General features: G+C 69.8%; 10 protein-coding genes. 8 read left to right on the top strand and 2 right to left on the bottom strand.

All coding sequences use genetic code 11. The features are described 5' to 3' along the window. Positions 1–15 precede the first annotated feature (15 nt). Positions 16–789, bottom strand: coding sequence for an SDR family NAD(P)-dependent oxidoreductase (locus tag ACZYY4_RS07855; RefSeq protein WP_463809166.1), 774 nt, complete (start codon positions 787–789; stop codon positions 16–18). Positions 790–1,002: 213 nt separating this feature from the next. On the opposite strand from ACZYY4_RS07855, the gene ACZYY4_RS07850 reads away from it, so the two are divergent. From ACZYY4_RS07850 to ACZYY4_RS07840, 3 genes are read left to right on the top strand one after another with little or no spacing between them, the layout of a single operon-like run. Next, positions 1,003–2,283 (top strand): ROK family protein, encoded by a 1,281-nt coding sequence (locus ACZYY4_RS07850; protein ID WP_463809164.1) that lies wholly within the window; start codon positions 1,003–1,005, stop codon positions 2,281–2,283. Between the two features lie 22 nt (positions 2,284–2,305). Next, entirely contained in the window at positions 2,306–3,634 is a 1,329-nt protein-coding gene (mshA, locus tag ACZYY4_RS07845; RefSeq protein WP_463809162.1) for a D-inositol-3-phosphate glycosyltransferase, read from the top strand. Then, on the top strand, positions 3,631–4,149 hold the full coding sequence (locus ACZYY4_RS07840; RefSeq protein WP_463809160.1) for a type III secretion system chaperone family protein: 519 nt from the start codon (positions 3,631–3,633) through the stop codon (positions 4,147–4,149). The genes mshA and ACZYY4_RS07840 overlap by 4 nt, the downstream gene beginning before the upstream one ends. Here the strand turns inward: ACZYY4_RS07840 and ACZYY4_RS07835 are convergent, their stop codons facing one another. Beyond that, on the bottom strand, positions 4,150–4,947 hold the full coding sequence (locus ACZYY4_RS07835; protein ID WP_463809643.1) for a cutinase family protein: 798 nt from the start codon (positions 4,945–4,947) through the stop codon (positions 4,150–4,152). An 81-nt stretch (positions 4,948–5,028) separates the two neighbouring features. Between ACZYY4_RS07835 and ACZYY4_RS07830 the strand changes: the two genes are divergently transcribed. The 5 genes from ACZYY4_RS07830 (at position 5,029) to ACZYY4_RS07810 (ending at position 20,663) form a co-directional block, all read left to right on the top strand. Beyond that, a complete protein-coding gene (locus tag ACZYY4_RS07830) occupies positions 5,029–5,778 on the top strand; it encodes a phosphoglyceromutase (protein WP_463809158.1) in 750 nt (249 codons plus the stop codon). A gap of 186 nt (positions 5,779–5,964) precedes the next feature. Next, entirely contained in the window at positions 5,965–7,152 is a 1,188-nt protein-coding gene (locus tag ACZYY4_RS07825) for a sensor histidine kinase (RefSeq protein WP_463809156.1), read from the top strand. Then, the gene (gene regX, locus ACZYY4_RS07820; RefSeq protein ID WP_463809154.1) at positions 7,149–7,832 is read left to right on the top strand and encodes a two-component sensory transduction protein RegX; all 684 of its coding nucleotides are present in this window, start codon (positions 7,149–7,151) and stop codon (positions 7,830–7,832) included. Before ACZYY4_RS07825 ends, regX begins: the two co-directional genes overlap by 4 nt. A gap of 171 nt (positions 7,833–8,003) precedes the next feature. After that, complete coding sequence (locus tag ACZYY4_RS07815) at positions 8,004–15,206, top strand: SDR family NAD(P)-dependent oxidoreductase (RefSeq protein WP_463809152.1); 7,203 nt, start codon at positions 8,004–8,006, stop codon at positions 15,204–15,206. A gap of 3 nt (positions 15,207–15,209) precedes the next feature. Continuing rightward, a complete protein-coding gene (locus ACZYY4_RS07810) occupies positions 15,210–20,663 on the top strand; it encodes an amino acid adenylation domain-containing protein (protein ID WP_463809150.1) in 5,454 nt (1,817 codons plus the stop codon). The last annotated feature ends 4 nt before the right edge of the window (positions 20,664–20,667 follow it).

Raw genomic sequence — 20,667 nt, 5'->3', positions numbered from 1 at the left:
AGCTGGACCGCCGAATCAAACCCGGCGGTTAGCCCGCGTCGCGCTGGCCTGGTCGCGCGGCCGGATCACGATCTGATCGAGGTCGACGTGCGGCGGCCGGGAGGCGACGAAACCGATCACCTCGGCGATGTCGGCCGCCGTCAGCGGGGTCAGGCCCGCATAGACCGCGTCGGAGCGCTCGCGGTCACCGTCGAAGCGCACCAGCGAGAACTCGGTGTCCACCATGCCGGGGGCAATCTCGGTGAGCCGCACCGGTTTTCCCAACAGCTCGCCGCGCAGCGTGCGGTGCAGCGCGCTCTGGGCGTGCTTGGCCGAGGTGTAGCCGGCGCCGCCGTCGTAGATCTCGAACGCTGCGATCGAGGTCACGGTGACGATCAGGCCGTCGCCGGAGGCGATCAGCTTGGGCAGCAGCGCCCGGGTCACCTGCAGCGTGCCCAGCACGTTGGTCTCCCACATCCATCGCCAGTGCTCGAGGTCCGCGTCGCTGACGGGCGCCACGCCCTTGGCCCCGCCGGCGTTGTTGACCAGCACGTTTATCGAGCCCGAGGTCGAGTCGCAGACCCGGTCGCAGGCTTCGGACAGCGCGGCCACCGCGGCCGGGTCGGTGACGTCGGCGACCACCGCGGTGCCCCCGATCTCCTCGGCCAGCGCGGCGATCCGGTCTGCGCGGCGGGCCACCGCGATCACGTGAAAGCCTTGTCCGGCAAGGGTTCTGGCGGTCGCCTCGCCGATCCCCGAGCTGGCGCCGGTGACTACGGCGGTGCGCTGGTCTCGCACTGGTGTCGTCATCGACCCAACCTTAGTGACCGTGATACATTTCTTCGTTATGTACCGCAGTGCTCGCCACCTGATGGCGGTCTGTCCAGTCGCCGACGGCGCGTGTTGTCGCCGCTCATGTTGCCGCGCTTGACCTGCTGCGAGTAGTGCTCCTGATGGAGAGTTCGCCGGGTCGTAGCTGCAGCCAGCCCCCATTCGGACTCTCCTAGGCAAGGACGACACAGCGTGCGCACCACCTCTCTCACCACTCACCTCTCGGGCCGGACCGTGCGGCCCCGCTCGCATCCACGCGTCGTAGCCCCGTCGCTGCAACTGCCGGACACCGCTGGCGCCGCGGTCTTCGCCGCCGTCCGCCAGCACGGCCCGATCGCCCGCGAGGCCATCGCCGGTGCCACCTCACTGAGCGTCGCGACAGTCAACCGCCAGGTCAGCGCACTGCTGGAGGCCGGGTTACTGCTGGAGCGCGCCGATTTGGCGACCTCCGGCGCGATCGGGCGACCGCGTCGGCCGGTGGTGGTCAACCACGAGCCGTTCCTGGCTCTGGGCCTGCACATCGGGGCGAAGACCACCAGCATCGTGGCCACCGACCTGCTCGGCCGCACCCTGGACGTCGTCGAGACCCCCACCCCGGCCAACGGCGCGGCACCCGCGCTGGCGTCACTGGCGGCCAGCGCCCGCCGGTACCTGACCCGCTGGGGCAAGCGCCGGCCACTGTGGGTCGGAGTTGCGACCGGTGGAGCGGTGAACGGCTCCACCGGCTACGTCGACCACCCCCGGCTGGGCTGGACGGCCGCACCGGTCGGGCCGGTGCTGGCAGAGGAGCTGCGCCTGCCGGTGTCGGTGGCCTCCCACGTCGACGCGATGGCCGGTGCCGAACTGCTGCTCGGGGTGCGGCGGCCCGCGGCGACCACCTCCACCAGCCTCTACGTCTATGCCCGGGAGACGGTCGGCTACGCCCTGGTGATCGGTGGGCGGGTGCACAGCCCGGCCAGCGGTCCCGGCACCATCGCCGGCCTGCCGGTCTCTTCGGAGCTGCTCGGCGGATCCGGACAGCTGGAATCCACCGTCAGCGACGAGGCGGTGCTGGCGGCGGCCCGGCAGCTGCGGATCCTGCCCGACGGCAAGGGCGCCGCGTCCGCCGCGGTGACCGGCCTGGTGCGGGAGGCGCGGGCCGGCAACGAGCGGGCGACGGCGCTGCTGATCGAACGGGCCCGGGCGCTCGGTGAAGCCGTTGCGCTGCTGCGCGACGTGCTCAACCCCGACGACCTGGTGGTCGGCGGGCAGGGCTTCACCGAATACCCGGAGGGCATGGCCGAGGTGGAGCGGGCGTTCGCGGAGCGGTCGGTGCTGGCGGGGCGCACCATCCGGGTCACTGCTTTCGGCAACCGGGTCCAGGAAGCCGGCGCCGGCACGGTGTCGCTGGGTGGGCTCTACGCCGATCCGGTCGGCGCGATGCGCCGCTCCCGCGGACCCGTCGTCCGGGCGGTCCCGGAAGTGTCCGCCTGAGCAGAGCTGTAAAGATGGCGGGGTGGGACGTGGCGTCGGATCCGATGTGCACCGGGTAGCGGTGCTGTCGGTTCACACCTCGCCACTGGCCCAGCCCGGTACGGGCGATGCCGGCGGGATGAACGTCTACGTGCTGCAGAGCGCGCTGCACCTGGCGCGCCGCGGGGTGGCCGTGGAGGTCTTCACCCGCGCCACGTCGTCGGCCGATCCGCCGGTGCAGCATGTGGCGCCCGGCGTGCTGGTGCGCAACGTGGTGGCCGGGCCGTTCGAAGGCCTGGACAAGAACGACCTGCCCACCCAGCTGTGCGCGTTCGCCGCCGGAGTGCTGCGCGCCGAGGCCGCCCACGAGCCCGGCTACTACGACATCGTTCATTCGCACTACTGGCTGTCCGGTCAGGTCGGCTGGCTGGCCGCCGACCGGTGGGCGGTGCCGCTGGTGCACACCGCGCACACCCTGGCCGGGGTGAAGAACGCGGCCCTGGCCGACGGGGACACCCCCGAACCGGCGATGCGCACGGTCGGCGAGCAGCAGGTCGTCGACGAGGCGGACCGGCTGATCGTCAACACCGACGACGAAGCGCACCAACTCGTCGCACTGCACAGAGCCGACCCGGCTCGCATCGACGTGGCGCATCCGGGCGTCGACCTGGAGGTCTTTCGCCCCGGAGACAAACAGCAGGCCCGGGCCGCACTGGGACTCTCGCCCGACGAGCCGGTCGTGGCCTTCGTCGGCCGCATTCAGCCGCTCAAGGCGCCCGACATCCTGCTGCGGGCCGCCGCGAAGCTCCCCGGGGTGCGCGTGGTCGTGGCCGGCGGGCCGTCGGGCAGCAGTGGGCTGGCCGCACCGGGCGGCCTGGTTCGGCTGGCCGGGGAACTGGGTATCGGCGACCGGGTGACGTTCTTGCCCCCGCAGTCCCGCGAAGATCTGGCCGCCTTGTTCCGGGCAGCCGACCTGGTGGCGGTGCCGAGCTACTCCGAATCGTTCGGCCTGGTGGCCCTGGAGGCGCAGGCCTGCGGGACGCCGGTGGTCGCCGCGGCCGTCGGTGGCCTGCCGGTGGCGGTACGCGACGGTGTCACCGGGGGGTTGGTCCACGGGCACGGCATCGATGCGTGGGCAACCGCCATCGACGATCTGCTGCGGCTGGGTTCCGGGCCCCGCGGATGGGCGATGCGCCGGGCCGCGGCCGCTCACGCGGCGACGTTCTCCTGGGAGCGCACCGTGGACGCCCAGCTGGCCAGCTACACCAGCGCGATCGAAGACTTCGCCGCGGCGCGCGGCGAGCCGATGCGGGTCCTCGGGTCGTCGCGCCGGACCCGGCGCTGGCCGGCACGACGAGGGGCCCGGGCGTGAACCCCGGCGACGTCCAGCGGGTCATCGAGGACACCCTGGAGGCGGCCGAGCTGACCTACTCACCGTTCCCGGGCGCGCACGGCGGGCTGCCGGGTCTGGTGGTCGAACTGCCCGGCGAGCGCAAACTCAAGACCAACACCATCCTCAGCATCGGGAAGCACTCGGTGCGGGTCGAGGCGTTCGTCTGCCGCAAGCCCGACGAGAACCATGCCGGGGTCTACCGCCACCTGCTCAAGCGCAACCGCCGGCTCTACGGGGTGGCCTACACGCTGGACAACGTCGGTGACATCTACCTGGTCGGCCGGATGGCGCTGGCCTCGGTGACCACCGAAGAGATCGACCGGGTGCTCGGGCAGGTGCTCGAAGCCGTCGACTTCGACTTCAACACGTTGCTGGAGTTGGGATTTGCCTCCTCCATCCAGAAGGAGTGGGAGTGGCGGGTGTCCACCGGGCAGTCGCTGAAGAATCTGCGGGCGTTCGAGCATTTGATCAAGGATGACGACGCGACGTCGTAGTCATGGTGTTTCCGGGTCTGGCTGCCTGACGTCGCCGACGTTGTCGCGGCTATGCCAACCGTGCAGGGTGAGGTTTCGATTCGAACCGGCCTCGACGCGGTTCGCGGCGAATTCCGCGGCGTTGGCCGGCATGCCGTTCGTCGGGTAATCCAGGTGCCCCAGCGGGATGCCGTCAGCGCCGTCGCAGACGGTGTCATTGCGTGCGCAGTACTCGCGGGTCTTGGGCGCATACAGCGGGCCGACCACGACCGGTGGTGCGTCGTAGCGTCGGATGAACGTCGCCGAAGGCTTCCCGAACAGGACTACCGCCGCGACGTGATCGACCACCACATCCGGCATCGGCCGCGGTAGCTCCGGCACCAACTCGTCGGGCAACCCGGCCGGCACGGACTGCGCTGTCGCATAACCGGTGACGGCGGCGCCCTGGGAGTAGCCGCCCAGCACCATTTGGGTGTCCGGGCAGTCCAGCGCCGTCCACTCGATGTGGCTGACCTCGTCGCGGATCCCGGTGATGACGCTTCGGTCGAAGTCGACTCCGCTGGACAAGCCACTGGCGGCGGCATAGTTGACCGGATACACCACGATCGACTGGTCGGTGAGACGGGAGCGCAGCGCGTCGACGAATTCCTGCCCGACCTTGCCGACACCGGGTGGCTCGTCGCTGCCCCGGGCGAAGACCACCTCGACGTCGGCGCAGGGCTTGGCGGATGCGGCCGGTGACACCATCGTCAGCCCCACCGCCGAAATCGTCAGCAGGGCGGCGGCCACCAGGTGGGAAACCGGCCGCAAGCGAGCCACATTCACCGCAACCCTCCGATCTCGAGAACCGGACCTTCCTTCGACGGTAACGCGAAACGGCCCCGTGAGACACTGACGCCCATGTCTGACACAGCCACTCTGGTGCTGCTGCGCCACGGCGAGAGCGAATGGAATGCCAGCAACCAGTTCACCGGTTGGATGGACGTCAACCTGACAGACAAGGGTCGCACCGAGGCGGTCCGCGCCGGTTCGCTGTTGGTCGAGCACGACCTGGCGCCGGATGTGGTCTACACCTCGCTGTTGCGCCGGGCGATCACCACGGCGAACCTGGCACTGGACGCCGCGGACCGGCATTGGATTCCGGTGCATCGCACCTGGCGGCTCAACGAACGCCACTACGGCGCGCTGCAGGGCCTGGACAAAGCCGCGACGAAGGCCCGCTACGGCGACGACCAGTTCATGACGTGGCGACGCAGCTACGACACCCCGCCGCCGCCGATCGAAGCCGGCAGCCGTTACAGCCAGGACACCGACGCCCGCTACGCCGACATCGGCGGCGGCCCGCTGACCGAGTGCCTGGCCGACGTGGTGGCGCGCTTCCTGCCCTATTACACCGACGTCGTCATCCCGGACCTGCGCTGCGGCAAGACGGTGTTGATCGCGGCGCACGGCAACTCGCTGCGGGCGTTGGTGAAGTACCTGGATCAGATGTCCGATGAGGATGTGGTCGGTTTGAACATCCCCACCGGCATTCCGCTGCGGTACGACCTGGATGCCGATCTGCGCCCGAAGGTCGCCGGGGGCGTGTATCTGGACCCGGAGGCGGCTGCCGCCGGGGCGGCCGCGGTGGCCAGTCAGGGTGCCAAATAGCGGCGTTCCTGCGGCGGTCCCAGCTTCACCTCTCCTGCGTCGAGCCTCGCTGAACCGCCGGCCCGGCCCGTCCAGTGTGAATTCCGGGTGGAAACCGGGTGAAATCTTCGCCTTGAATTCACATTCGGCGCACGTCGTGGTCGAACGCTGGCCAGACAGCGGGGCCGGACTGCGTACGATTTTGCCGTGGCTGCGACCTCGGCGCTGACGCTCGCTGCGGTGTCGGCACTGCTGGCGCTCGTGGTGGGTCTTGCGGCCGGTTTTTGGATATCGCCCCGGCTTGCCGAACGGCGCCGGCGGGCGAGCACCGAACGAGCCGGGATCACCGTCTCGCAGATGCTGCAGCAGATCGTCGCGCACGCGTCGTTGGGAATCGTGGTCGTCGACAGCCACCGCGACGTCGTCTACCTCAATGAGCGGGCCACCGCGTTGGGACTGGTGCACGGCCGACTGCTCGACGACGGGGCGTGGGAGGCCGCGCAACGTGCACTGGCCGGTGATCAGGAGGTCGTTTTCGATCTCTCGGCGGCCAAGCGGGCGGCCGGGGCCACCCGGTCGGATTTGTCGGCGGTGCGCGGGTACGCCCGGTTGCTGTCCGAAGAGGATCGCCGCTTCGCGGTGGTCATCGTCGACGATCAGTCCGAGCAGGCCCGCATGGAGGCCAGCCGGCGCGACTTCGTGGCCAATGTCAGCCATGAACTCAAAACCCCGGTCGGGGCGATGGGGCTGCTCGCCGAGGCTCTGCTGGCCTCTGCCGACGACCCCGAGGCGGTACGGCCGTTCGCGGAGCGGGTGCTGGTGGAGGCGAACCGGCTGGCCAACATGATCGGTGAGCTGATCGAGCTGTCCCGGCTGCAGGGCGCCGATCCGCTGCCGGACTTGGCCGCCGTCGACGTCGACGGTGTGGTGAACGAGGCGATCTCCCGGCACAAGGTGGCCGCCGACAACGCGGAGATCACCATCACCACCGACGCCCCGAGCGGCTTTCGGGTGCTCGGCGATGAGCCGCTACTGGTCACCGCCCTGGCCAACCTGGTGTCCAACGCGATCGCCTACTCGCCGCACGGAGCGCCCGTGTCCATCAGCCGGCGCCGACAGGATGGCTTCGTCGAGATCGCCGTCACCGACCGCGGCATCGGCATTGCGCGCAAGGACCAGCAGCGCGTCTTCGAACGCTTCTTCCGCGGTGACAAAGCCCGTTCGCGGGCCACCGGTGGCAGCGGGCTGGGGTTGGCGATCGTCAAGCACGTGGCGGCCAACCACAACGGGACCATCTCGCTGTGGAGCCAGCCGGGCACCGGGTCGACGTTCACCTTGGCTATTCCCGCCTATCCCGGCAGGGTGGATCATGACAACGAGGAGGAACAGCGTTGACGCACGTGTTGATCGTTGAGGACGAGGAGTCGTTGGCCGACCCGCTGGCGTTCCTGCTGCGCAAGGAGGGTTTCGAGGCGACCGTGGTCACCGACGGACCCGCGGCCTTGGCCGAGTTCGACCGGGCCGGCGCCGACATCGTGCTGTTGGATCTGATGCTTCCGGGGATGTCGGGCACCGACGTCTGCAAACAACTGCGGGCCCGGTCCAGCGTGCCGGTGATTATGGTCACTGCGCGCGACAGCGAGATCGACAAGGTCGTCGGCCTCGAACTCGGCGCCGACGACTACGTGACCAAACCGTATTCGGCTCGCGAGCTGATCGCCCGGATCCGCGCGGTGCTGCGCCGCGGGGGCGATGATGAGGTCGGCGTCGGGGAGGGCGTGCTGGAGTCCGGCCCGGTGCGTATGGACGTCGAACGGCACGTGGTCGTGGTCAATGGCGAGCAGATCACCTTGCCGCTCAAGGAGTTCGACCTACTCGAATACCTGTTGCGCAACACCGGCCGGGTGCTCACCCGCGGACAGTTGATCGACCGGGTGTGGGGCGCGGATTACGTCGGTGACACCAAAACTCTGGATGTCCACGTCAAGCGACTTCGGTCCAAGATCGAGGCCGATCCAGCCAATCCAGTGCACCTGGTTACCGTGCGCGGCCTCGGATACAAGCTGGAGGGCTGAGCTCGCACCCGTCGCCCCAGGTGGGTGACCTGACTTGCTCGTCCGGTCGTCGTCGCCGAAAATCACAAGATTGACGCCCTGTCTCTTAAGGTAACCTTAATCAAGGTTGCCCCTGGAATACTGGGCCCAATCTAAAACTAATCTTCGTTAGCCATACGGGAGACGTGATCGATGAGCGGGCCGGACGACACGGTGCACACCATCCACACGCTGGTGGACCTGATGCGGCAACGTGCCCGGCAGCGCGGAGACCAGCCGGCGTTCACCTTCTCCCGCGATGGCGACGACCACGAGACCGGCCAGGTGACTTACCAGGGGCTGGACCTGCGCGCCCGCCAGATCGCGGCCGACCTGCAGCGTCAGGGGGCCGCCGGGGAACGGGTGCTGGTGCTGTGCCCGCCCGGCCTGGACTTCATCGCCAGCTTCTTCGGCTGCCTCTACGCCGGTGCCATCGCGATCCCGGTGCACCCGCCGATGCGCGAACACCTGGTCGGCCGCGTCGAGTCGATCATCGCCGACGTCGACCCCGGCTTCGCGCTCACCACCACCGAGATCGAGCCCAGGATCAAGCCCGCGATCGACGCGCTGCCCGGCGGCCAGGCGCTGCGGTGGTCGTTCGCCGACATCGACATCAACGACGCAACGGGCCGCGAGGCGGCCTGGGTGGCGCCCCAGATCGACGGTGACACCGTCGCGATGCTGCAGTACACCTCCGGGTCGACCAGCGCGCCCAAGGGCGTCGTGCTGACCCACGGGAACCTGGTGCACAACCTGGAGACCATCTTGCAGGCGTGGGGCGACCGGATCGACGGGCCCGTGCGGGGTGTCTTCTGGCTGCCGCCCTATCACGACATGGGGCTGATCGGCGGTCTGCTCTCGACGCTCAACGCCAGCGGCCATTCGCTGCTGATGCCCCCGAGCGCGTTCATCAAACGGCCGATGCGATGGATGGAGGCGATCTCGCGACACCGCGGCACGATCACCGCGGCCCCCAACTTCGCCTACGACATGTGCGTCGAGCTCAGCAGTCCGCAGGAGCGTGCCGCCCTGGATCTGTCCAGCTGGGCGACGGCCATGTGCGGCGCCGAACCGGTGCGCGCCGCGACGTTGGACAGTTTCGTCGAGGCGTTCGCTCCGGCCGGCTTCCGGCGCGAGTCGTTCCTGCCGGTGTACGGCTTGGCCGAGGGCACCTTGCTGGTCTCGGGCGGGTCGGACTCGCCGGTGCCGGTCGCCCGGCAGATCGACCGCGTCGCGCTGGGCGAAAGCAGGGTCGTCGACGTCCCGGCGGGCGACCCCAACGCGGCTGCACTGATCGGCCTCGGCAAGCCGCCGGGCGGTCAGCGGGTGCTGATCGTCGATCCGGAGACCCGTCGTGAATGCGCGGGCGACCGGGTCGGCGAGATCTGGGTGTCCGGCGGCAGCGTCGCCCACGGTTACTGGAGAGCACCTCAGCTGTCCGCGGAGACGTTCGCCGCGACCCTGTCAGACAGCGGGGACGGCCCCTTCCTGCGCACCGGAGACCTGGGATTCCTGCATTCCGGGGAGCTGTACGTCACCGGCCGCCGCAAAGACCTGATCATCATCCGGGGTACCAACCACTACCCCAACGACATCGAGCTGACCGTCCAGAACACCAACCCCGCGCTGCTGCGCGGCCGCGGCGCGGTGTTCTCGATCGCCCCGGAACCGGGCGCAGCAGAACAGCTCGTGGTGGTGCAGGAGGTGGACCCGAGCCGGATCGGCGAGGACGTGGCCGCCGAGGCCATGCAGGTCATCCGCACCGCGGTCACCGAGAACCACGCGGTCCGCACCCACGCCGTCGTGCTGGTGCAGCCGCTGCAACTGCCCACCACCTCCAGCGGCAAGATCCAGCGCAGCGCCTGCAAGCAGCAGTACCTCGACGGCGCGCTGCCAGTGGTCGCACAGTGGCCGCCGACCAGCCCGGCCACCGGACCCCAGGCCGAGCCCGAACCGGCCCCGATGGCGACGACGCAGGGGCAGCGCAGTGCTGCCGAGATCACTACCTGGCTCATCGACCGGCTGTCCCAGGACCTCGAGCTTCCCGTCGCGGAGGTCGACCCGGCCAAACCGTTCGCCAACTATGGGCTGGACTCCATCCACGCGGTGCGGCTCTCGTCCGCCCTGGAGAGCTGGCTGGGCTACGAGCTGGCCCCGACCATCGCCTACGAATACCCCTCAATCGACATCCTGTCGCAGCACCTGGCCCGCGTCACCGCGAAAACATCGGCCGCACCGGCGGCCAAGGCAGCCGGTGGTGCCGCCGAAAACACAGCACGGCCCGCCGCCGACGAGCCGATCGCGATCGTCGGCATGGGCTGCCGGTTCCCGGGCGCCGACGGGCCCCAAGCCTTCTGGCGGCTGCTGTCCGGCGGGGTGGACGCCACCAGCGAGGTCCCGGCCGACCGCTGGGACGTCGAGGCCTTCTACAACCCCGACCCGTCGGTGCCGGGCACCGCGGTCACCCGCCGGGGCGGGTTCCTCGATCGGGTCGACGGCTTCGATTACCAGTTCTTCGGGATCTCGCCGCGCGAGTCCGCGCAGATGGATCCGCAGCAACGACTGCTGCTCGAGGTGGCGTGGGAGGCCCTCGAGGACGCCGGTCAGGTGCCGGAAGCTTTGGCCGGCAGCCGGACCGGCGTGTTCGTCGGCATCTCCACCAATGACTACGGCTTCCTGCGGCTGGGTCAGCCCCAGCTCGTCGATGCCTACACCGGCACCGGTAACGCGCTGAGCATCGCCGCCAACCGGCTGTCGTACACCTTCGACTTCCACGGACCGAGCATGTCGGTCGACACCGCCTGCTCGTCGTCGCTGGTCGCGGTCGACCTGGCGTGCCGCAGTCTGCGCGACGGCGAGTGCAGTACGGCACTGGCCGCCGGGGTGAACGTGATCCTGTCGCCGGCCCTGGCGATCAACTTCAGCAAGGCCCGGGTGATGGCCCCGGACGGCCGGTGCAAGACGTTCGACGCCGACGCCGACGGCTATGTGCGCGGCGAGGGCGCCGGGGCGGTGGTGCTCAAGCCGCTGAGTAAGGCGCTGGAGGACAACGATCCGATCTACGCCGTGATCCGCGGCAGCGCCACCAACTCCGACGGCCGGACCAACGGGCTGATCGCACCGAGTGGGCGCGCTCAGGAGGGAGTGCTCACCGAGGCGTTCCGCCGGGCGGGCCTGCCGGTCGGCGCGGTCCAGTACGTCGAGGCGCACGGCACCGGAACATCGATCGGCGACGCCATCGAAGCCAACGCCCTGGGCACTGTGCTGGCCGAAGGCCGACCGCAGGGCAGCCGCTGCCTGGTGGGCTCGGTCAAGACCAACATCGGCCACCTCGAAGCGGCGGCCGGGATCGCCGGCCTGATCAAGGTGGCGCTGTCCCTGCAGCACCGGGCCATCCCGGCCAGCCTGAACTTCACCGAACCGAACCCGCACATTCTGTTCGACAGCCTGCCGCTGGAGGTGGTGCAGGCCCTGACCCCGTGGCCGGCGGGCAGTCGCGCCATCGCCGGGGTCAGCTCGTTCGGGTTCGGCGGCACCAACGCCCATGTCGTGCTCACCGAGGCCCCACAGGTGCGCAGCAGCCACCCGGATGACACCGCGGCGCCGCGCGCCGAACTGCTGGCGCTGTCCGCCCGGTCGCCGGAGGCGCTGACCGCGCTGGTCGGCGAGTACGAGATGGCTCTGTTCGCCGGCGGGTTCGCGGGCGGTAGCGCGGGCGGCAGCGGGGACGGAAACTCACTGACCGACCTCTGCTACACCGCCGGCGCCCGCCGCGGCCATCATGACTACCGGCTCGCGATGGTCGGCGACTCCCCGGCGGCGCTGTTCGAATCGCTGTCGGCCTACCGGCTGGGCGAGTCGCGACCGGGACTGTCGGTCGGGCATTGTTCGACGTCCCGCGCTGCCCAATCCGGCGGCGTGACGTTCATCTTCTCCGGTCAGGGCTCGCAGTGGCACGGCATGGCTCAGCGGTTGCAGGTCGACGAGCCGGTGTTCGCCGACGCCCTCGCTGCCTGCGATCACGCGTTGCATCCGCACCTGGGGCACTCGATCCTCAAAGAACTCGCCCGCGGTGAGGACAAATCGAAGCTCACCGACATCGGCATCCTGCAGCCGACGATCTTCGCGATCCAGGTGGCGCTGGCGGCGCTGTGGCGGTCCTGGGGAGTCGAACCCGCCGCGGTGGTCGGGCACAGCCTCGGCGAGGTCGCGGCCGCCCACGTGGCGGGAGCGCTGAGCTTGGAGGACGCCGCGCGGGTGATCTGCGCCCGGGCCCGGATGCTGCGGGGCGTCCGCGGTCGCGGGGCGATGATGGTCACCGAGACCACCATGGCCGAGGCCCAGGAGCTCATCGCCGGCCACGAGCGTGAGGTCGCGGTGGCCGCCAGCAACAGCCACCGGTCGACCGTGCTCGCCGGCGAGCGCAAGGTGCTGGAAGAGCTGATGGCCAAGCTGGCGCAGCGCGACCGGTTCTGCCGGTGGATCGAGGTCGACGTCGCCTCGCACAGCCCGCAGATGGAGGCCCTCGGTGCGGGCCTGCGCGGCAGCCTGGTCAAGCTGAAGCCGACCGCGCCGACCACGCCGATGTACTCGACGGTCACCGGGGAGCTGGTGGGCGAGAAGCTGCTGGACGCCGACTACTGGGTGGCGAATCTGTGTTCGCCGGTGCGGTTCTCGCCTGCGCTGCGGCGGCTGCTGGAGACCGGGCACGACACCTTCGTCGAGCTCAGCCCGCACCCCATCCTGCTGACCGGGGCCCGCGAGGACGTCGAGGATCTACGGCGAAGCTGCACCTTGTTGCCGTCGATGCGCCGCGACGACGAGGGCCGCTCGACCATGCTCGGCTCGCTGGGCACCCTCTACACCCTGGGACACCCGGTGGACTGGAAGCAGATCTACCCCGAGGGCAGTCGCTGCGTCCCCGCCCCGACCTATCCCTGGCAGCGGGTGCACTCCTGGCTGGAGGCCGGCTCCATCGCGGCGCCGCGCCACAGCGGCGCCGGTGCGCCCGGCGACGGCTGGCGCGGCCCGATCCGGCCGGCCGCCCAACCGGGAACGGTGCTGGCCGAGGTCGACGTGACCACCGGGGCGCTGTCCGCCGAGCAGCTGGGTGAATTGGCCTGCAAGGCGGCCGAAGTGGCATTCGGCCCGGGCAGCCGGACGGTCGGTGAGCTGGACCTGCAGGGCGGTCCGGCCATGGCACGCACCGTTCAGTTCGCGCTGGCCGACGCGGAGGAGAACCACACCTTCGAGTGTTACGGCAGCACTGCCGGCGCGGACTGGTCGCTGCTGGCCACCGGCACCCTCGTCGCCGGCCAATCTCACGCGCCGGCCGCCGCGGCCCCGGCGGACCAGCGAGAGCGCATGTACCAGGTCCGCTGGCAGCCGTCCTCGATCGCGTCCGACGGCGAGGGCCGGCCCGCCGAACCGGGCAGCTGGCTGATCCTGTCCGACGGCCCGGTGGCCGACACCCTGCGTGACCATCTCGAGGCGCAGGCGCAGCCCTGCGTGCTGGTGGAACCGGTCGTCGGGCTTGCCGAGATCGAACGGGTGACCGCCGACAGCTACCGCATCGACCCGGGCCGGCCCGAACACTTCGGTGAGCTGCTGCGCGCGGCGTTCGGCGGCGACCGGCCGCCGTGCCGCGGTGTGGTGCACCTGTGGAACCTGCTGGCCGCGTCCCCGGCCGATACCAGCGACGAGTCGCTTCAGACGGCGACAGACGTCGGGACGCTGAGCGTGGTTCATCTGATCCAGGCGCTGACGCTGGCCGGTTGGCCGGAATCACCGCGGTTGTGGCTGGTGACCCGCGGGGTGCAGCCGGCCGGCCGGGAAGAGTCCGAGTCCGGCGCACTGTCGGTCGGGCAGGCGCCGGTCTGGGGGCTGGCCCGCAGCATCGACCACGAGCACCCGGAACTGCACGCCACCGGCGTCGACCTGTCCTCTGACGGCGGTCCCGAAGAACTGCGGGCGCTGTTCAGCGAGATCTGGGCGAACGACAGTGAGGCCGATGTGGCTCTGCGCGGCCATCGCCGCTACGTGGCGCGATTGGAGCCCTACTCGGCTCCGTCCGGACAGTCCGGCGAGTTCTCGCTGCCAGCCGATGCCACCTATCTGGTCACCGGCGGCCTCGGCGCGGTCGGCGGCGAGGTGGCCGGCTGGCTGGTCGAGCGCGGTGCCCGCCACCTGGTCCTGATGGGCCGCCGCGCGCCCTCGGCGACGGCGGAGGCGACGCTGGATGCGCTGCGGGCGGCCGGTGCCGAGGTGACGGTCGCCCAAGGCGACGTCAGCTTGGCCGGCGACGTCGCGGCGGTGCTCGCCACCATCGGCGCATCGATGCCGCCGCTGCGCGGCGTGGTGCACGCCGCCGGCACCGTGGACGACGCGATCCTGGCCCGCCTGGACGCACCGAAGCTGCGTGCGGTGATGGCGCCGAAGGTTCAGGGCGCCTGGAACCTGCACGCGCTGACCGCCGATGCGGAGCTGGACTTCTTCGTGCTGTTCTCCTCGGCGGCATCGGTGCTGGGTTCGCCCGGGGCCGCCAACTACGGGGCCGCGAACGCCTTCCTGGACACGCTGGCCTGGCAACGCCGCGCAGCCGGCCGGCCCGCGCTCAGCGTCAACTTCGGCCCGTGGACCGGATTGGGCATGTTCACCAACTCCGAACTGCACCGGCACTTCTCGCACTACGGCGTCGAAGGCATGTCGGCGGAGGCGTACTTCGCGACGCTGGCGGGTCTGCTGGCCGGCTCCGGCGCGGTGGCGCCGCAGGTCATGGTGCTCGACATCGACTGGGCGCGGTGGCGTCCCAGCGCGCATTCGCCGTTGCTGCGCGACGTGCAGGCCACCGTGTCGGGCGCCCCGGGCGACGCGGCAACCGGCGGTGGCTCGTTCGGGGGCCTGTTCGAGGCGGTGCAGGCCGCCGATCCGCAGGAGCGTCAGCGGCTGCTGGAGACCCACCTGCGTGACCTGGTCGCCGGCAAGCTGGGCCTGGCCCCGGCCGGACTGGACGTGACGGCCCCGCTGAACAGTCTCGGGGTGGACTCGCTGATCACCCTGGAACTTCGCATCCAGGTGGAGCGCGAACTCGGTATCGTGGTGCCCGTTGCCCGGTTGCTGGACGGTCCCAGCGTGGTCAGTCTGTCCAGTTGGCTCGGTGAGCAGTTGGCCTGCAGCGGTGGGGTCGGCCAAGCCGAGCGGATACCGGTTCCCGGCACCGGTGCGTCGCCTGACGTGCCGGCACCGGCACCGGAGACGGACCTGCTCGCGCAGGTCTCCGACCTCTCCGATGAGGCAGTGGACGCGCTGCTGGCGAAGATGATCGCCGACGGTGAGCATGCCAAGGACGGGGGCTAGTCGATGGCGGATCACCCCGAGGTGCCCATCGACATCTCCGGCCTGTCGCCGGAGAAGAAACGTGAACTGCTGGCCCAGTTGCTGAAGGCCAAAGCGCAGAACGCGGCCTCCGAACACGAGTTGTCCTACGGACAGCGGTCGATGTGGTTCGTACACCGGCTCGCACCCGACAGCGCCGCCTACACCGTCGCCTACGCGGGACGCATCGGCGCCGGCCTCGACGTGCCGGCCCTGGAGCGGGCGGCCCAGGCGTTGGTGGACCGGCACCCGATGCTGCGGACCACCTACACCGAGCGGGACGGCCAGCCGATCGGACTCGTCCACGCGCATTGGCCGGTGCGGATCGCCACGCAGCGTATCGGTGCGGACGCGGCCGAGCTGCAGGAATGGATCCAGACCGAGACCGACCGACCGTTCGATCTGCGCACCGGTCCGGTGCTGCGGCTGACCCTGTTGCAGCGCGCCCTGGGGGGCGAGAAGACAGATCACGTGCTGGTGCTGACCGTGCACCACATCGCCGTCGACTTCTGGTCCATCGACGTCATTCTCGATGAGCTGGGCACGCTGTATGCCGCCGAGCACGGCGCCCCGCCGCCGGAGGCGACCGCAGACCGGTATGTCGACTACGCCGCGCAGCAGGCCCGGATGCTGGCTGGACCCGACGGCGAGCGGCTCTGGGAGTACTGGCGCGAGGCGTTCAGCGGTGAGCTGCCGACGCTGGCGCTGCCCACCGATCGGCCGCGGCCGGCCGTGCAGACCTACGGCGGCGCGCTGCACCGGTTCAGCATCGACGCGCAGGTGACTGCCGGGCTGAAACAGGTGGCGCGGACCGTCGGCGCGACGCCGTACATGACCATGCTGGCCGCCTACGCGGTGCTGCTGCACCGCTACAGCGGTCAGGACGACCTGGTCATCGGTTCGCCGTTCGCGTGCCGTGACCGGGCCGGGCTGATGGGCATGGTCGGCTATGTCACCAACCCGTTGCCGCTGCGCGTCGACGTGAGCGACGACCCGTCCTTCGTTGCGCTGCTGGGCCAGGTCAAACACACCGTGCTGGGCGCGATCGGCCACCAGGACTATCCGCTGCCGTTGCTCGTGGAGCGGCTGCGGCCGGTGCGCGACGCCGGGCGCACCCCGCTGTTCCAGGTGTCGTTCGCCTGGCAGCAGGTCCGGCTGTTCCAAGAGAACACAGGCACCGCTGATACCGGCGTCTCCGACGTCTCTGACACCCCCGGCGTCTCTGACGCCCTGAACCTGGAAACTCTGCACATCGGTCAGGGCGGCTCCCCGTTCGACATCACCATGCAGGTGGGCGAGCATGAGGACCGGCTAGAGGCCGCGCTGCAGTACAACACCGACCTGTTCGACGCCGCGACCATGGAGTTGATGGCGCAGCACTTCACCCTGCTGTTGGCGGGATTGGTGGAGCCCGGGGCCGCCGACGGTCCGGTGTCGCGGTTGCCGATGCTCACCGACACCGAGCGAGCCGAGCTACAGTCCTGGAACGACACCGCGGTCGACTACCCGGTTTCTTCGGCCCCGGCCGGCCTGCACGAGATGGTCGCCGTCGCCGCCGCACGCACGCCCGACGCCGTCGCGGTGACCTACGACGGCCGGGAGCTGAGCTACGCCGAACTGGACCGGCGGGCCAACGGGTTGGCGCACCGGCTGCGTCAGCTCGGCGTCGGTGCCGCAGCCGGCCCCGCCGTGGTGCCGGTGCTGATGGACCGCTCCGAAGATCTGGTGATCGCACTGCTCGGTGTGCTCAAGGCCGGTGGTGTCTTCCTGCCGCTGGACCCCGCCCAGCCGGCCGGGCGGATGGAGGCGATGCTCGCCGACGTGCCGGATGCGCCGGTCTGCGTCACCCACCGCCAGCATTTGCCCCACGTGCCAACGGGTTTCACCGGATCTCGGCTCTGCCTCGATCAGCCCTCGGCGGTACCGGCTGAGGAGCAATCCGCTCCCGAAGTGCCCTCGGTCGACCTTGCCTACCTGATGTACACCTCCGGTTCCACCGGTGCGCCCAAGGGTGTGCTGAACAGTCATGCCGGCATCCGCAACCGACTGCTGTGGATGCAGGACGCCTATCCGTTGACCGCCGAGGATCGGGTGCTGCACAAGACGCCGATCAACTTCGACCCGTTCGTCTGGGAGATCTTCTGGCCGTTGACCGTTGGCGCCCGGGTGGTGATCGCCAAACCGGAGGGCCACAAGGACGCCGGCTACCTGGCCCGGACTATCGCCGAACAGCGCGTAACCACAATGCATTTCGTTCCATCGATGCTGCGCCGCTTCTTGGCGGAACCGGAGGCGGCGTCCTGTACGGGGCTGCGCCGGGTGTTCTGCAGCGGTGAAGCACTCACCGCTGACCTGCGCGACGCGTTCTTCGCTGCCCTTCCCGCCGAGCTGTACAACCTCTACGGCCCGACCGAGGCCGCGATCGACGTCACGCACTTCCATTGCGTGCGCGGGGCAACCGAGCCGATCGTCCCGATCGGACGGCCGATCGCCAATATCGCGATCCACCTGTTGGACGCCGCGGGCAACCCGGTTCCGATCGGGGTTCCCGGCGAACTGCACATCGGTGGCGTCGGCGTGGCCCGCGGCTACCTGAACCGGCCCGAGGCCACCGCTGCCGCGTTCGGCAACGACCCGTTCACCGATCACCCGGGTGCGCTCCTCTACCGCACCGGCGACCTGGCCCGGTATCTGCCCGACGGCAACATCGAGTACCTGGGCCGCCGTGACGACCAGGTGAAGATCAACGGTTTCCGGATCGAGCTCCGCGAGGTGGAGGCCGCGCTGGCCAAGCACCCCGGCGTCGCCGAATGCGCCGTCGTGGCACGCAAAGACAGCTCCGGCAACACCGCGCTGATCGCGCATATCGTGCCGGTGGCCGCCGCGCCGGGCACCGCGGAGCTGCGCCGTTTCCTGCTGGACCTGGTGCCGGCGGCGATGGTGCCTGCGGTGTTCCGCACCACCGACCTGCTTCCGCTGTCCGCCAGCGGCAAGGTGGATCGCCGGGCACTGCTGGCCGTCGACGAGGACCTCGACGCGACACCGACAGAGTTCGTGGCTCCGCGCGACCACACCGAAGAGGTGCTGGCGAAGATCTGGCGCGAGGTGCTCGACGTGGATCGCGTCGGCGTCACCGACGACTTCTTCGCCCTCGGTGGTGCCTCCACCCAGGCGCTGGAGGTCGCGGTGCGGGTGGGGGAGCTCGGGTTGGAACTGCGGCCGGAGTCGCTGTTCGTCTACGGCACCATCGTCGAGCTGGCCGCCGAATTCGGCCCGATCGGCGACGACACCGCGGCCGCGGCAGTGCCTTCCGGGCCGGGCGTCCCGGCTGTCCCGGCTGTTCGGGATGCGCCCGCGCCTCCGAAAGCCGTTGCAGCGCCGGTGATCAAGCCGGTGCAGACCGGTCCGTCGCGCAACGTCGTGATCGAAAGCCTCGGCGTGTACCTGCCGCCACGGGCGGTCTCCACCGAGCAGGTGCTGGCCGACTGCGTCAACGAGGTGAAGATCCCGCTGGAGCGACTCACCGGCATCAAGAACCGGCGGATGGCCGGTGTCGACGAGTTCTCGATCGATCTGGGCCGCAAGGCGATTGAGGACTGCCTGTCCCGTTCGAGCTACCAGCCCGAACAGATCGACCTGGTCATCGCCTGCAACATCTCCCGCTGCGACGGCCCCGAGCACATGTTCACCTTCGAGCCCAGCACGGCCTCGCAGCTGCGCGACCAGCTGGGGCTGACCAACGCGGTGTGCTTCGACATCAACAACGCCTGTGCGGGCATGTTCACCGGGGTCAGCGTGGCCCAGGACTTCCTGAAGACCGGACTGGTGCGCAACGCGCTGGTGTTCAGTGGCGAATACATCAGCCACATCACCGAAACCGCGCAGCACGAGATCGAGAATGCGATGGACCCGCGGTTGGCCTGCCTGACCGTCGGTGACGCCGGCGCGGCGGCGGTGCTCGAACTCGGAGCAGGCGACCGGGTCGGTTTCCATGACCTGGACCTGGCCACCTACAGCGAGTTCGCCAAGTTGTGCATCGCCAAGGCCACCGACGGCCCGCATGGCGGCGCGATCATGGTCACCGATTCGGTCACCCAGACCGCGATCGCGGTAAAGCACTCGGTGCCCTACGTCGCGGCGGTGATGCAGCGGCACGGCTGGCGGCCCGAGACAGCCGACCACCTGCTGATGCACCAGACCTCCGAGGCGTCCATCAACGACGCCATCCTGACCATCAACCGGGTCTTCGGTGCGGGCGCGGCCAGTCGGGCCAACACCATCTGCAACCTGGCGGAACGTGGAAACACCGCCACCACCACGCATTTCGTCGCGCTGTATGACTACATCAACGCGGGCCGGATCAACTCCGGCGACAACGTGGTGCTGTCCATCACCGGCTCGGGACAGACCATCGGCACCGGGCTCTACACGTTCGACGACCTGCCCGACCGGATGCGACGGGCCGCGAACGGCCACGCCGCCCATTCCGGTCGCGGCGGTCGGTCCGCGGCCGGTCGCCGGGAACTGCCGGCGACACCGCGGGTGCGCATCGAGGGCATTGGCATGGCGGCGCCCGATTCGGGGCCCGGCGGGTCGCAGCCCAGCAACATCGCGTTCGCCATTGACGCTGCCGCCGCCTGCTTGGACGACAGCGGTGTCGAGCGGACCGACGTCGGACTTCTCATCCACACCGGCATCTACCGTGACGACTTCCTGAGCGAACCGGCGGTCGCCACCCTGGTCGCCGGCGAGGTCGGGCTCAATGCCGAGCCGGAGTCTGCGGACGCACCCAAGACGTTCGCGTTCGACATCCTCAACGGCGCGGTCGGTTTCCTCAACGGTTGCCATGTCGCCGCGGGGATGATCGGTGCCGGCCGGACCGGCCACGCCATGGTGCTGGCCTCCGAGGTGGAGAACAACACCGTCGAGAGCGGCTACCGGCGCAACGGCATCTCCGAGACCGGGTCGGCGATCATGCTGAGCCGAAGCCACGGACCGGAAGGCTTCGGCCGGTTCGTCTTCGAACACCATCCGGAATACCGTGGGGCGCTGGCCAGCTACACCCAGGAGCGCGACGGCCATATGTGGCTGCGGGTGGACCGCGACCCGAACCTGGCGTCGATCTACCTGAGCTGCCTGCCGTCGGCGGTGAAGGAATTGCTGACCCTGGAGACACTGGAGCCCGAAGACATCGCCCTGGTGTTGCCGCCGTACCTACCCGGCGCCGCTCTCGACGACCTGGCCGCGCGCATCGGCGTGGACCGGTCGCGGTTCGTCGACCTTGAGGTGCAGGGCTGGATCAATGACCCCTTCACTTCGACCCTGCCCTATCAGATCGCCGACGCCCGGCAGCGCGGGCTGGTCAAGCCCGGCGACGTCGCACTGATCATGGCCGTCGGGTCCGGTGTCGAGGTCGGCTGCACCACCTACCGGTTCTGACCCT

This window comes from Mycobacterium sp. IDUB_21 (genome assembly GCF_055419425.1).
The sequence above is the reverse complement of the archived record's forward strand: the minus strand, read 5'-3'. Positions and strand labels throughout refer to the sequence as shown.

What these genes read in the sequence shown, in the direction of transcription:
- ACZYY4_RS07855 (WP_463809166.1), bottom strand. Translation starts at nt 789, where the DNA reads ATGACGACACCAGTGCGAGACCAGCGCACCGCCGTAGTCACCGGCGCC.
- ACZYY4_RS07830 (WP_463809158.1), top strand. Translation starts at nt 5,029, where the DNA reads ATGTCTGACACAGCCACTCTGGTGCTGCTGCGCCACGGCGAGAGCGAA.
- ACZYY4_RS07815 (WP_463809152.1), top strand. Translation starts at nt 8,004, where the DNA reads ATGAGCGGGCCGGACGACACGGTGCACACCATCCACACGCTGGTGGAC.
- ACZYY4_RS07810 (WP_463809150.1), top strand. Translation starts at nt 15,210, where the DNA reads ATGGCGGATCACCCCGAGGTGCCCATCGACATCTCCGGCCTGTCGCCG.